Source organism: Pseudomonas sp. SA233, from assembly GCF_054792385.1.
Genome location: NZ_CP096449.1, coordinates 4791513 through 4805875 on the forward strand (window position 1 = coordinate 4791513; position 14363 = coordinate 4805875).

Sequence of the window (14363 nt, forward strand, 5' to 3'; positions counted from 1 at the left end):
GAAGCGAACCTGGCTAGGTGGGCCTGGATGACGCCACCTGTGCTGCAGGAATCGGCTGTCTGGTTTCTTCATACCGCAAAAATGATGACTAAAAAAAGTCTTTTTACGCTTAGGTGAAGTTTATTTTTCCAAATGACGAACAGGGGTTGGCGAGGGGGCGCGTGAGGACTACAGTCAAAAATCAGGCTGCCATTGCAGTGGCTATCGCCAGCAAGCCATGCACGGTACCTGTTGGAGCTGGCTTGCCGGCGATGGGCTGCGCAGCAGCCCCCTCTCACCCCCGGTTGGCATATCCCTGGCAATCTTCCCAACCAATCCCGCTCTGCGCCGTATTGCGCAACAACCACTCCACCGCCGGCTGCGCCCTGGGCAGGCTGTCATGGAACTGGATCACGCCCTTGCGCCACAGCAGCATCAAGGTCAGCACCCGCTGGGCAGAGGCCTCGGCGCTCAGTGCGCCATCATCCTGGGCATCAATGTCCCACAACGACACTTGCAACTGCTGGCTGGCCATGAACGCCTCGCCATCGGCCCGGCGCTGCCCGTAGGGCGGCCGAAACAACGGTACATACTGCTCCGGCAAGTCGGCCTGCACCCGAGCCTGGCTGCGCCGCAATGAATCCTGCCAGTCTGTCCACTGCGCATGGGAGCGGTACTCCCAACCCTGAATCCCCACGCAATGCCCACGATAGAGCTGGCGCAAGGCATCTGCCGCAACGGCGTCGCGGCGTTGCTGCAGGCGGTTGCCGAGCACGAAGAACGTGCCTTCAAGCTTTTGCCGGCGCAGGTAATCAGCCAGCAGGTCGGTACTGCCGCCCTTCGACCCGGGGCCACCGACGAAAGTCAGCAGGAACATGCGATCGTTCAGCTCATCCCCATTGCGCTCGCGCGAGGACAGCGGTTCCACCTCGCTGCTGGTCTGCGGCAGCAACGCAGCCTTGCGCAGTTGCTCGTCCAGGTAGCGCACATGGAACTGGTGGCTCGGCTCGATCCAGCCCGTGTAGAACGTGCCGACATCGGCAGCGAACGTCGCTGCCTGCGTGCGCAACTCCGCCATCGACGTAACCGGATAGCAGAACGACGCATCCTGCTCGCAACTGCGCTGCGCCTGTTGATAACCTTCCCACAACCGCTGCCACATGCGCGCCCGCACCAGGCGCACCTTCTGCAGGTTGACCTGCCGTAGCCCCAAGCGTGCCGCCAGCGCCGCGTCGTCCAGCAGTTCGCTTTCGTGCAGCACCTGGGCGAACGAGAGGATCTCGGCTCGCGAGGCCACATCGAACAACGCCGGGCTGTCCAGTTTTTCGGGCCACAGGCTGCGGTCCAGGCTTACCTGGGTTGACGGGGCGGCTTGCACGGCCAGGCTCAGCAGAGCGGCCAGCAAGGCAAAGGCAATACGCACGGTTGAAGGCTCCGCAACGGCGAAACGCGCACTATAGCCTCTGCACCGGCCATGGTCTGTGACTATCGTCGCCATAGTTTGGACTTGCACCGTCCAGCCCGTAGAATTCCCGGCCAACGATGCCAGGAGCCGACCCGATGCTGACGGTGATTTCACCCGCCAAGACCCTCGACTACGACACCCCGCCGGTGACCGAGCGTTTCACCCTGCCACAGTACCTGGACGACTCCCAGGAGCTGATCCAGCAGCTGCGCGACCTGTCGCCAGCGCAGATCAGCGAACTGATGCACCTGTCCGACAAGCTCGCCGGCCTGAATGCCGCGCGCTTCGGCAGCTGGACCCCGGACTTCACCCCGGCCAATGCCAAGCAAGCGCTGCTGGCGTTCAAGGGTGACGTGTATACCGGCCTCGACGCCGAAAGCCTGGGCGAGGACGATTTCAGCTACGCCCAGCAGCACTTGCGCATGCTTTCGGGCCTGTATGGCCTGCTGCGCCCGCTCGACCTGATGCAACCTTACCGCCTGGAAATGGGCACCAAGCTGGCCAACGCCCGGGGTAAGGACCTGTACGCTTTCTGGGGCACACGCATCAGCGAATGGCTGAACCAGGCCTTGGCCGAACAGGGCGATGACGTGCTGTTGAACCTGGCCAGCAACGAGTATTTCAGCGCGGTGAAACGCAGTGCGCTCAAGGCCCGGGTGATCAACGTCGACTTCAAGGACCTGAAGAACGGCCAATACAAGATCATCAGCTTCTACGCCAAGAAAGCCCGCGGCATGATGAGCCGCTTCGTGATCCAGCAGCGCATCAGCGACCCGGAGCAGCTCAAGCAGTTCGATGTGCAGGGGTACTACTACAGTGCCGAACAGTCGAAGCCGGACCACCTGGTGTTTCTGCGCGATCATCCTTCCGAGTGATCCTGTCACGCCCCCTTCGCGGCTAAAGCCGCTCCCACATGTACTTCACTGAACTCAAGATCAGTGCAAAACCTGTGGGAGCGGCTTTAGCCGCGAAGAGGCCAGCAGCCATTACACACCTCCCCTGCCCCGCAACAGGGCACGCTTCATATCGCCATCACGCCACAAATCCGACGCCAAAAAAACGACACACCGCAACTTATAGCCAAGCGCCATAAGACCGTTCGTAGCTTTTTTGACGAATTTTTCAAAATATTTTTCGATGCTGGCATAAAAATATCTCGCAACAGTTTCGCCCTTTATATATCGGGGCAAAACCCCCGAGTGCTATCAGATTGAAATTGTCCGCCACTGAAAAAATATTTAGAAATCTTTCATCCGCGCCGAACCCACCCCGGAACTTCTGCTACGACGAATCGCTCATAGTGCCGTAACGATTTTCCTGCCCTCGGGCTGTGAGAGATGACTTACAGATGACAACGGCAGGTATCCACTACCCGCCCCAACAACTTCGACAGGTATGACGGGAATCCCCGAAAACCCTGTCCATGCAGGAGAGACGCGTCCCTTTCAATTCGTCCTAGTGGTTGATTTCAAAGGATTTTTCCACTTGAAAAAACAAGCACAGCAAAGCGCCACGTAGCGCCTTGCAATAAAGACGGCTGCATTCCAGGGCACGTTTTTTAATTAATGGCTTTTTACTGCCACATTTGAGTGCATAACTTTTTGCGCTCCGGATTTATTTTGCCTGCGCTCGGCGAAGTGTGCATTTCGCCATGGATCCGTGCGCCCGAAAACTGTTGTTAATCAACCCAGTCCGGCTCTCTCCGGAGGTGCCGACGTGATAAACACATGAGGTGATAGCGATGCGTATCAGCATCTTTGGTTTGGGTTATGTAGGTGCGGTCTGTGCAGGCTGCCTGACGGCGCGAGGCCATGAAGTGATCGGTGTGGACGTGTCCAGCACCAAGATCGACCTGATCAATCAGGGCAAGTCGCCCATCGTCGAACCTGGCCTGGAAGCACTGCTGCAACAGGGCATCGCCAACGGCCGCCTGCGCGGTACTACCGATTTCGCCGAAGCCATCCGTGCCAGCGACGTATCGATGATCTGCGTGGGTACCCCAAGCAAGAAGAACGGCGACCTGGGCCTTGAGTACATCGAATCGGTGTGCCGCGAAATCGGCTACGTGCTGCGTGACAGCGAGCGCCGCCACACCATCGTGGTACGCAGCACCGTGCTGCCGGGCACCGTGAAGAACGTGGTGATCCCGATCCTCGAAGACTGCTCGGGCAAGAAAGCCGGCGTCGACTTCGGCGTTGCGGTCAACCCGGAATTCCTGCGTGAAAGCACCGCGATCAAGGACTACGACCAGCCACCGATGACCGTCATCGGCGAACTGGACAGCGCCAGCGGCGACATCTTGCAGGCCCTGTACGAAGAGCTCGACGCACCGATCATCCGCAAGCCGATCGAAGTGGCCGAGATGATCAAGTACACCTGCAACGTGTGGCACGCCACCAAGGTCACCTTCGCCAACGAGATCGGCAACATCGCCAAGGCCGTAGGCGTGGATGGCCGTGACGTGATGGACGTGGTCTGCCAGGACAAAGTGCTGAACCTGTCCCAGTACTACATGCGCCCTGGCTTCGCCTTCGGCGGCTCGTGCCTGCCCAAGGATGTGCGCGCCCTCACCTATCGCGCCGCCAGCCTCGATGTACGCGCACCGCTGCTCGACTCGCTGATGCGCAGCAACGAATCGCAGGTGCAGAACGCCTTCGAGCTGATCGAAGCCCACGACAAGCGCAAGGTCGCCCTGCTCGGTCTGAGCTTCAAGGCCGGCACCGACGACCTTCGTGAAAGCCCGCTGGTGGAACTGGCCGAACGCCTGATCGGCAAGGGCTACCAGCTGGATATCTACGACGAGAACGTCCAGTACGCCCGCGTACACGGCGCCAACAAGGACTACATCGAGTCGAAGATCCCACACGTGTCGTCGCTGCTCAACGCCGACTTCCAGAAGGTGATCGACAACGCCGACATCATCGTCCTGGGCAACCGTGACGAGCAGTTCCGTGCACTGGCCCAGCAAGCGCCGGCCGGCAAGCACGTGATCGACCTGGTCGGCTTCATGAGCAAACCGACCTGCGCCACCAGCCGTACCGAAGGCATCTGCTGGTAAGTGCTGGCCGGGCAGCGGGGGCCTCCCCACCCCCGCTGCCCACCTTTTCCCGAATTCTCGACGGATGCTGAACATGCAAAGGATCCAGACAGTGCTGTTGCAGTGCGCCGGTTGGCTGCTCTACGTGAGTCTGCTCATGCTGATCGCCCTGGCCCTGCCAGCCGATATCTTCGACTCGCAGTCGAAGCACTTCATCTTCCTGGTCGGCGCAGTCGGCATCTGGCGCTATTCCATGGGCGCCACCCATTTCATCCGCGGCATGATCTTCCTCTACGGCGTATACCCGTACCTGCGCCGCAAGGTTCAGAAAATGGGCAAGGACGCCGACCCGTCTCACGTGTACCTGATGGTGACCAGCTTCCGCATCGAAGCACTCACCACCGCCCAGGTGTACAGCTCGGTGATCCGCGAGGCGATCAACTGTGGCTTCCCCACCACCGTGGTCTGTTCGCTGGTGGAGATGTCGGACGAACTGCTGGTGAAAAGCCTGTGGGCCAAATACAACCCGCCAGCCCACGTGAAGCTGGACATCGTGCGCATCGCCGGTACCGGCAAGCGTGACGGCCTGGCCTACGGTTTCCGTGCGATCTCGCGCATGCTGCCGGACGAGAACGCCGTGGTGGCAGTAATCGACGGTGACACCGTGCTGGGCGATGGCGTGGTACGCAAGACCGTGCCGTGGTTCAAGCTGTTCCCCAACGTCGGCGGCCTGACCACCAACGAGTTCTGCGAAGTGCGTGGCGGCTACATCATGAGCGAGTGGCACAAGCTGCGCTTCGCCCAGCGCCACATCAACATGTGCTCGATGGCCTTGTCCAAGCGCGTGCTGACCATGACTGGACGCATGTCGATGTTCCGCGCCAGCGTGGTGACCAACCCCGAATTCATCGCCGACGTCGAAAGCGACTCGCTGATGCACTGGCGCCTGGGCCGCTTCAAGTTCCTCACCGGTGACGACAAGTCCAGCTGGTTCAGCCTGATGCGCCTGGGCTACGACACCTTCTACGTGCCGGACGCCGCCATCAACACGGTCGAGCACCCGCCGGAGAAGAGCTTCCTCAAGGCCAGCCGCAAGCTGATGTACCGCTGGTACGGCAACAACCTGCGGCAGAACTCCCGCGCGCTTGGCCTGGGCCTGCGCCGCCTGGGGCTGTTCACCAGCATCGTGCTGTTCGACCAGCGCGTGTCGATGTGGACCAGCCTGCTGGGCCTGACCGTGGCGGTGATCGCCAGCCTCAAGTTCGGCCTGGGCTTCCTGCTGGTGTATCTGCTGTGGATCGGCATCACCCGCCTGATCCTCACCATAATGCTGCTGTGCTCCGGCCACAACGTAGGCCCGGCCTACCCGCTGATTCTCTATTACAACCAGATCATCGGCGCGCTGATGAAGATCTACGTGTTCTTCCGCCTCGACAAGCAGTCCTGGACGCGTCAGCCCACTGCCCTCAAGCGTGACCTCGCCAGCTTTCAACAATGGTTCAACACCTGGTCCTCGCGGACCATGACCTTCTCGGCTGCCAGCATCTTCGTTGCTGTGCTGTTCATGGTCGTGTGAGCCCAACCCGGATCGGAACTAACAGGAACAAACCACATGAATACCGCCGTGAACGTCAACGTCGTGCATGAGTCCGAAGCCCAGCGCCAGCATGCCCGGGTACGCATCCCCGCCAAGCTGCGGTTCCTCGACCCTCAGCGCCAGGCCCACGATGTGAAGGTCGACGACCTCTCCGCCGGTGGCCTGAGTTTCCACACCAAGCAACAACTGTCGGTTGGCGACGTGCTCCGCGGGCGGCTGCAGTTCACGGTCGACAACCTCGGCCTGTCGATGGACATCGAGTTCCAGGTGCGCTCCTACAATCCGGGCAGTGGCCGTACCGGCGCGCAGTTCCAGAACCTCGAGCTCCGCGACATCGCCACGCTGCGCCACATCATCACCTCGCACCTGTCGGGTGAGCTGATCACTGCCGGCGATGTGCTCAGCACCCTGCAGCGCGACAACTTCACCAAGGCGCGCAAGCAGAAGGACGGCGGTGCCGGCCTGAGCGCGTTCGGCCGTCTCAAGGCGGTCACCGTCACCCTCGGCGTGTTCGTGGTCGGTGTCGCCGCCTTCGGCTTCATCGCCAAGTCGCTGTACGGCATGTACTTCGTCAGCCATGCCGAAGCCGGCGTGGTCGCAGTGCCCACCACCAACGTCACCATGCCGCGCGACGGCACCGTGAACAGCCTGGTCGAAAGCGGTGGGCAGATCGCCAAGGGCGCGCCACTGGCCAGTTTCACCACCAGCATGTTGGACATGCTCAAGGGCAACCTGGAAGACGCACAGCTGGAGCCGGCGAAGATCGAGGAACTGTTCGGCAAGCAGCTGTCCGGCACCCTCACCAGCCCGTGTGATTGCGTGGTTGCCCGCCAGCTGGTGGACAACGGCCAGTACGCCGCCAAGGGCCAGCCGATCTTCCAGCTGATCCCGCGCACCACCAACCCGATGGTCGAGGCGCGCTTCACCTACCGCCAGTTCGACGAGGTCAAGCCAGGCACCCGCGTCAACTTCCAGGTAGCCGGCGAAGACGAAGTGCGTACCGGCCAGATCGTCAGCAGCGCCAGCCTCAACAGCGAAGACCTGGCCGCCGACATCCGCGTGCAGATCAAGCCTGACAGCGCACTGCCCGCCGAACTCGCCGGTCGCCCGGCTTCGGTCAACAGCGACCGTGGCCCATCGCTGAACTGGCTGATCGACAAAGCCATGGCCCGTGGGCTGTAAGAGGACCACAACATGATTCCCCACAAGAAAAGCGCCAGCCTGGGCCTGTGTGCCCTGGCTGCAGCCATCACCCTGGCCGGCTGTGCAGGCCTGCCCGACCAGCGCCTGGCCAACGAAGCCATGAAGCGCGGTGACACGGCACTGGCCGAGCGCAACTACAAGGCGCTGGCCGACCTGGGCTACAGCGAAGCGCAAGTGGGCCTGGCCGACATCAAGGTCGCCACCCGCGACCCGGCGAAAATCAAGGAAGCCGAGGCCACCTACCGCGCCGCGGCCGCCATCTCGCCGCGTGCCCAGGCGCGCCTTGGCCGCCTGCTGGTGGCCAAGCCCGACAGCACCCAGGCCGAGCGCGAAGAAGCCGAAACCCTTCTCAAGCAAGCCGCCAAGCAGGGCGAAAGCAACACCCTGATCCCGCTGGCGATGCTCTACCTGACCTACCCGCAGAGCTTCCCCAAGGTCAACGCGCAGCAGCAGATCGACCAGTGGCGCGCCGCCGGTAACCCGGAAGCGGGCCTGGCCCAGGTGCTGCTGTACCGCACCCAGGGCACCTACGACCAGCACCTGGGCGAAGTGGAGAAAATCTGCAAGGCCGCCCTGAATACCACCGACATCTGCTACGTCGAGCTGGCCACCGTGTACCAGAAACGTGGCCAGGCCGACCAGCAGGCTGCCCTGCTCGGCCAGCTCAAGGCTGCCTACGCCCGTGGCGCAGTGCCGGCCACCCGGGTCGACAGCGTTGCCCGGGTACTGGCTGACCGCAGCCTCGGCCAGACCGACGAAAAAACCGCCAAGGACCTGCTCGAACAGGTGGCCCCGGCCAACCCGGCGTCCTGGGTCAGCCTGGCGCAACTGGTGTACGACTTCCCCGAGCTGGGCGATACCGACCAGCTGATGGCCTACATCGACAAGGGCCGCGAAGCCGAACAGCCACGCGCCGAACTGTTGCTGGGCCGCCTGTACTACGAAGGCAAGACCGTGCCTGCGGACGCGGCCAAAGCCGAAGAACACCTGCAGGCTGCCGCCGACGCCGGCGAAGTCAGCGCCCATTACTACCTGGGCCAGCTGTACCGCCGCGGCTACCTGGGCAATGTCGAGCCGCAGAAGGCCGTCGACCACCTGCTGGCCGCCGCCCGTGGCGGACAGAACAGCGCCGACTACGCCTTGGCCCAGCTGTTCAGCGAAGGCCACGGCATTCGCCCGCAGCCGGGCAACGCCTGGGTATTCGCCCAGCTCGCCCAGGCCAACCCGTCGCCGCAATCCGCTGAACTGCTGCAGCAGCTCGACCAGCAACTTACCCCTGACCAGCGCAGCCAGGCCCAGCAACTGCTGGCACAAGAAAAGCAGGCGCGCGGCAGCATGAGCCAGGGCGCCAACAGCACCCTGGCCATCGAAGCCCTGCAAGACGACGAAAAAGAAGTAACCGGTGAGGACTCGCTATGACGCTCAATCCCTTCGTGAAAGCTGGCATCGGCCTGAGCTTCGCCCTGCTGTGGTCCTGCCCGACCCTGGCGGAAATGACCGCTGAAAAAAACTTCGGCCTGGATGTGAAGATCACCGGCCAGTCGGAAGACGACCGTGACCTGGGCACCCGCTCCGGCGGCGACGTCAACGGCCTCGGTCTTGATCTGCGCCCCTGGGTATATGGCGAGCGTGGCAACTGGAGCGCCTATGCCATGGGCCAGGCAGTCACCGCCACCGACACCATCGAAACCGACACCCTGCGCCAGAACGACGACGGCACCACCACCGACACCGCCGCCGACGGCCGTGAACAGGACAAGAGCTACCTGGCCATGCGCGAATTCTGGGTCGGCTACAGCGGCCTGACCGCCTACCCCGGCGAGCAGCTGCGTTTCGGCCGCCAGCGCCTGCGCAGCGACGATGGCATGTGGCGTGACACCAATATCGAGGCGCTGAACTGGACCTTCGACACCACCCTGCTCAAGGCAGACCTGGGCGTGGCCCAGCGCTTCAGCGAATACCGCACCGACCTCACCGAGCTCGCCCCGGAAGACAAGGACCGCACACACCTCTACGGCAACGTCGCCACGCAGTGGACCCCTGGCCACTGGGTCGGCGTTCGCGCCCACCACACCCACGACGGCGGCAGCCTGAAGAACCCGGGCGAAACCGTCGATGCGCTGGACAAGACCCGCACCGGCGACCTCACCTGGCTGGGCCTGGAAGCGAACAGCGACGCCTACAACTGGCGCAACGACCACACCGTCAACTACTGGGGCAGCGTCACCTGGCTGACCGGTGACCGCGACACCCTCAGCAGCCAGGTCGTCGGTGACGAAACCGTGGCCACCGGCAAGCAGAGCGGTGACGTCAACGCCTGGGCCACCGACCTCGGCATCCGCCTGCGCCTCGACCCGCAATGGCAAGTCGGTGCGGCCTATGCCCGTGGCAGCGGCGGCGGTGGCGACGACGGTTCGAGCAACTACGAGCAGACCGGCCTCGAGAGCAACCGCTCCAACTACACCGGCACCCGTTCGCGCGTGCACCGCTTCGGTGAAGCCTTCCGTGGCGAGCTTGGCAACCTGCAGGCGGCCACCCTGTTCGCCTCCTGGCAGCTGCGCGACGACTACGACGCCAGCTTCATCTACCACAAGTTCTGGCGTGTCGATGGCAACCAGAACATCGGTTCCAGCGGCATCAATGCGGTGGTCAACGACAACGGTGTGAACCGCCCGCTGGTCGATGGCGAAAAAGACCTTGGCCAGGAAATGGACGTGGTCGTGACCAAGTACTTCAAGCAAGGCCTGCTGCCGGCTTCGATGAGCCAGGCCATCGACGAGCCATCTGCCCTGGTGCGCCTGCGCGCCGGTGTGTTCAAGCCGGGTGACGCCTACGGCAAGGAAGCGGACTCGTACATGCACCGCGCCTTCGTCGACGTGATCTGGCGCTTCTGAGGCCGGGAGACCCTGATGAACCTTCACCCGCACTTACGTCACAGCCTCCTGGCCAGCGCCCTGCTGCTGGCCAGTGGCCTGGTCGCTGCCGCAGAGCCCCAGGTGATCGCCAAGGAACTGCAGCAGGCCAAGACCTACACGGTCTCCAGTGCACCGGTCGAGCCGCTGCACATGGACCCGCCGAAGCTGCCTGACCTGACCGGCTACACCGCCGAGGCGGTGCAGAAGAAAATCGACCGTCGCCACAAAGGCAAGGTCAGCCTGCGCCGCATGTTCCAGGAGGACACCCTCAAGGAATTCGTTGGCGGCGACAACAAGGCGGCCGAGTGGGTCCAGCGCCAGCATGGCATTCCACAGGCGATCTTCGTCGATGACGGCCATGTCGACCTGGTCGAGCTGAGCAAGAAGGTACCCAAGCAGTACCTCAGCGAAGTCGAGCCGGGTGTGTACCTGGCGCGCCTGCCGATCGTGGTCGGGCAGAAGGGCATCCTCGAGATCGACGGCAAGGTCAAGCAACTGCGCCTGTCCCAGGAAGGCGGTTCGTTCCTGGTCAACGACGGCAAGCTGTTCGTCACCGACACCCAGGTGACCGGCTGGCGGGAAAAGGAAAACGGCCCGGCGACCTTCCGTTCGCCCAAGGAATTCCGCCCGTTCCTGCTGTCATGGGGCGGCACCGAGACCTACATCGTCAACACCAAGATGGCCAGCTTCGGCTACGCCAAGTCCAAGTCGTACGGCGTGAGCATCTCGCAGTACACGCCGAACATGGCCAAGCGCATGGGCCGCCCGGAACCCACCGGCTGGATCATCGGCTCCGAGTTCAGCGACATGTGGTACGGCTTCTACTGCTACGAAACCCAGGACTTCGTGGTCAAGGACAGCACCTACCGCGACAACATCGTCTACGGCATCGACCCGCACGACCGCTCGCACCGGCTGATCATCGCCGGCAACACGGTGTACGGCACCAAGAAAAAGCACGGCATCATCGTCTCGCGTGAGGTCAACGACAGCTGGATCATCAACAACAAGAGCTTCGACAACAAGCTCTCGGGCGTGGTGATCGACCGTAACAGCGTCAACAACCTGATTGCCTACAACGAGATCTACCGCAACCACACCGACGGCATCACCCTGTACGAAAGTGGCGACAACCTGATCTGGGGCAACAAGCTGATCAACAACCGCCGCCACGGCATCCGTGTGCGTAACAGCGTGAACATCCGCCTGTACGAAAACGTCGCAATGGCCAACGGCCTGGTCGGCGTGTACGGCCACATCAAGGACCTGTCCAACACCGACCGCGACATCGCCCTCGACCCGTTCGACACCAAGGTGTCGCTGATCCTGGTCGGTGGCGAACTGGCGGCCAACGGCTCGGGCCCGCTGTCGATCGACTCGCCGCTGTCGGTCGAGCTTTACAAGGTATCCATGCTCGCCCCGCGCAAGGCCAACGGCATCAGCCTCAACGGCATCCTCGGCGAACGCCAGGACGAAATCCTCGACCTGCTGGTACGCCAGCAAAAGGCTGTGCTGATCGACCCGGTCGAACGCCAGACCGAAATGATCGATTAAGGAAGCCCAGACCATGACTCCACATCTGATGAAACTGCTGGGCCTGTCCGCCGCCCTTCTGGCGATCAGCCAGGGCGTGCGCGCCGAAGACGTCAAGGCCCCCACCTTCAGCGCCGAGCCTTGCTGCCAACTGTGCCCTGAAGCGCATGACCCAAGCCGCTACACCACCCGTTACCAGCAGAACTTCACCACGCTGGTGCAGGCCCAGGGCGACTGGCTGTTCCGTACCCGCGAAGACCTGCGCACCGAGTTCAATACCACCCCGGCAGGCTACAAGCGCCTGCAGCAAGTGCACGACGCATTCAAGAAGCGCGGCGTGGAACTGGTGGTGGTGTACCAGCCGACCCGTGGCCTGGTGAACCGCAACATGCTCAACCCGGCGGAAAAGGCGGCCTTCGACTACCAGAAGGCCCTGGGCAACTACCAGGCCATGCTCAAGCGCTTTGCCAGCATGGGCTACAACGTGCCCGACCTGTCGCCGCTGACCAACGAACAGCTGGCCGCTGCCGACCAGGGCAAGGACTTCTACTTCCGTGGCGACCAGCACTGGACGCCTTATGGCGCCGAGCGCGCGGCCAGGATCGTGGCCGATACCGTGCACAAGATGCCGGCCTTCGAAGGCATCCCGCGCAAGGAATTCGAAACGAAAAAGTCCGGGCGCATGGGCAAGACCGGCACCCTGCATAACGTGGCCGGCCAGCTGTGCGGCACCAGCTATGCCGTCCAGTACATGGACCAGTTCGCCACCGAGCCGAAAGGTTCCACCGGTGGCGGCGACGAGCTGTTCGGTGACGGCGGCAACGCGCAGATCACCCTGGTCGGCACCAGCCACAGTGGCAAGAACTACAACTTCTCCGGCTTCCTCGAGCAGTACATTGGCGCCGACGTGCTCAACGTGGCCTTCCCTGGTGGTGGCCTGGAAGGTTCGATGATCCAGTACCTGGGCAGCGAGGAGTTCCAGAAGAACCCGCCGAAGATCCTGATCTGGGAATTCTCCCCGCTGTATCGCCTGGACCAGGAAACCATCTGGCGGCAAATCCTTGGCCTGCTCGACGACGGCTGCGATGACCGCCCGGCCCTGATGAGCGCCAGCGCCACCCTCAAGCCCGGCAAGAACGAGCTGATGGTCAATGGCAAGGGCGGCGTGATCAAAGACCTGATCAACCGCAACATGCAGATGGACATCAAGTTCGAAGACCCGTCGGTGAAGGTGCTGCAGGCGACCCTCTGGTACCTCAACGGCCGCCACGAGGACATCAAGCTGGAAAAACCGGAAACCTCCGACACCGACGGCCGCTTCGTCTTCCAGATGCGCGAAGACGAGGACTGGGCCAGCCAGAGCCTGCTGGCGTTCGAGGTGCAGGGGCCGGAAAGCGGTACCCAGAAGGTCGAAGCCAAGCTCTGCAAACGCAACAACTTCGCCGTGCCTGCGCAGACCGCGCAGGCCGGCCAGTGAGGCGACCATGATCCCGTTCAAGCGAATTTCCCGCCCCGCCCTGCTTGCCCTGGCGTTGTGCGGCGGTGCCGCGCACGCCGCGCTGGTACCGCCCCAGGGTTACTACGAGGGGATCGAAAAGCTCAAGACCGGCGACGGCAACTTCCGCTGCGAAGCTGCCCCCAAACCGTATACCGGTGCCCTGCAGTTCCGCAGCAAGTACGAAGGCTCGGACAAGGCGCGGGCAACACTCAACGCCGCCTCGGAAAAGGCCTTTCGCAAGTCCACCGAAGACATCACCACCCTTGAGAAAGGCGTGAGCAAGATGATCGGCCAGTACATGCGTGACGGCCGCCCGGCGCAACTCGACTGCACCCTGGCCTGGCTGGGCAGCTGGGCCCGCGCCGATGCGCTGATGTCCACCGACTACAACCACACCGGCAAGTCTATGCGCAAATGGGCGCTGGGCAGCATGAGTGGTTCGTGGCTGCGCCTGAAGTTCTCCAATTCGCAGCCGTTGGCCGCGCACCAGGCCGAGGCCGAGCTGATCGAAAAATGGTTCGCCCGCCTGGCCGAGCAGACCGTGCGCGACTGGAGCGACCTGCCACTGGAGAAGATCAACAACCACAGCTACTGGGCTGCCTGGGCGGTAATGGCCACCGCCGTGGCCACCGACCGTCGCGACCTGTTCGACTGGGCCGTGAAGGAATACAGGGTTGGCGCCAACCAGGTAGACGAGCAGGGCTTCCTGCCCAACGAACTGAAGCGCAAGCAACGCGCCCTGGCCTACCACAACTACGCCCTGCCGCCGTTGACGATGATCGCCAGCTTCGCCCAGGTCAATGGCGTGGACGTGCGCGGCGAGAACAACAACGCCCTGCAGCGCCTGGCGCAGCGGGTGCTGAACGGGTCGAAGGACCCCAGCGCGTTCAAGGCCCGCAATGGCGAGAAACAGGACATGAAAGACCTGAAGATCGACAGCAAGTACTCGTGGATGGAGCCCTATTGCAGCCTGTATGCGTGCAGTGGCGACACCCTGCAGCGCAAGCGCGGTATGCAGCCGTTCAACAGCTTCCGGCTGGGCGGCGACCTGACCCGGGTCTATGACCCGAGCGCGGAATCGAAAAAGTAACGTAAAACCCCTGTGGGAGCGGGTTTACCCGCGAAAAGGCCAGACC

The 14363-nt window shown here is 62.7% G+C and carries 10 protein-coding genes; 9 read left to right on the forward strand and 1 reads right to left on the reverse strand.

What is annotated here, in order from left to right; translation table 11 throughout:
• Positions 1-274 precede the first annotated feature (274 nt).
• Entirely contained in the window at positions 275-1402 is a 1128-nt protein-coding gene (locus M1D87_RS22000; RefSeq protein WP_123084238.1) for a polysaccharide deacetylase family protein, read from the reverse strand.
• A gap of 137 nt (positions 1403-1539) precedes the next feature.
• Between M1D87_RS22000 and yaaA the strand changes: the two genes are divergently transcribed.
• From yaaA to M1D87_RS22045, 9 genes are all read left to right on the forward strand, one after another.
• Positions 1540-2319 carry a peroxide stress protein YaaA gene (yaaA, locus tag M1D87_RS22005; protein WP_061552453.1) on the forward strand — a complete coding sequence of 260 codons (780 nt, stop codon included), beginning with the start codon at positions 1540-1542 and terminating at the stop codon, positions 2317-2319.
• Positions 2320-3185: 866 nt separating this feature from the next.
• On the forward strand, positions 3186-4502 hold the full coding sequence (locus M1D87_RS22010) for a nucleotide sugar dehydrogenase (RefSeq protein ID WP_003257136.1): 1317 nt from the start codon (positions 3186-3188) through the stop codon (positions 4500-4502).
• A gap of 73 nt (positions 4503-4575) precedes the next feature.
• On the forward strand, positions 4576-6057 hold the full coding sequence (locus M1D87_RS22015; RefSeq protein ID WP_031324250.1) for a glycosyltransferase family 2 protein: 1482 nt from the start codon (positions 4576-4578) through the stop codon (positions 6055-6057).
• Positions 6058-6093: 36 nt separating this feature from the next.
• Complete coding sequence (locus M1D87_RS22020; RefSeq protein WP_013974151.1) at positions 6094-7260, forward strand: alginate biosynthesis protein Alg44; 1167 nt, start codon at positions 6094-6096, stop codon at positions 7258-7260.
• 12 nt (positions 7261-7272) lie between these two features.
• Positions 7273-8700 (forward strand): alginate biosynthesis TPR repeat lipoprotein AlgK, encoded by a 1428-nt coding sequence (gene algK, locus M1D87_RS22025; protein ID WP_123084236.1) that lies wholly within the window; start codon positions 7273-7275, stop codon positions 8698-8700.
• Entirely contained in the window at positions 8697-10175 is a 1479-nt protein-coding gene (locus M1D87_RS22030; protein WP_003257139.1) for an alginate export family protein, read from the forward strand. Before algK ends, M1D87_RS22030 begins: the two co-directional genes overlap by 4 nt.
• Positions 10176-10190: 15 nt before the next feature.
• Positions 10191-11750, forward strand: a complete 1560-nt coding sequence (algG, locus tag M1D87_RS22035) for a mannuronan 5-epimerase AlgG (protein ID WP_039613017.1) — start codon at positions 10191-10193, stop codon at positions 11748-11750.
• A 13-nt stretch (positions 11751-11763) separates the two neighbouring features.
• Positions 11764-13206 carry an alginate O-acetyltransferase gene (locus tag M1D87_RS22040; protein ID WP_123084235.1) on the forward strand — a complete coding sequence of 481 codons (1443 nt, stop codon included), beginning with the start codon at positions 11764-11766 and terminating at the stop codon, positions 13204-13206.
• A gap of 7 nt (positions 13207-13213) precedes the next feature.
• Positions 13214-14317 (forward strand): mannuronate-specific alginate lyase, encoded by a 1104-nt coding sequence (locus M1D87_RS22045; RefSeq protein ID WP_061303675.1) that lies wholly within the window; start codon positions 13214-13216, stop codon positions 14315-14317.
• Positions 14318-14363 lie beyond the last annotated feature (46 nt).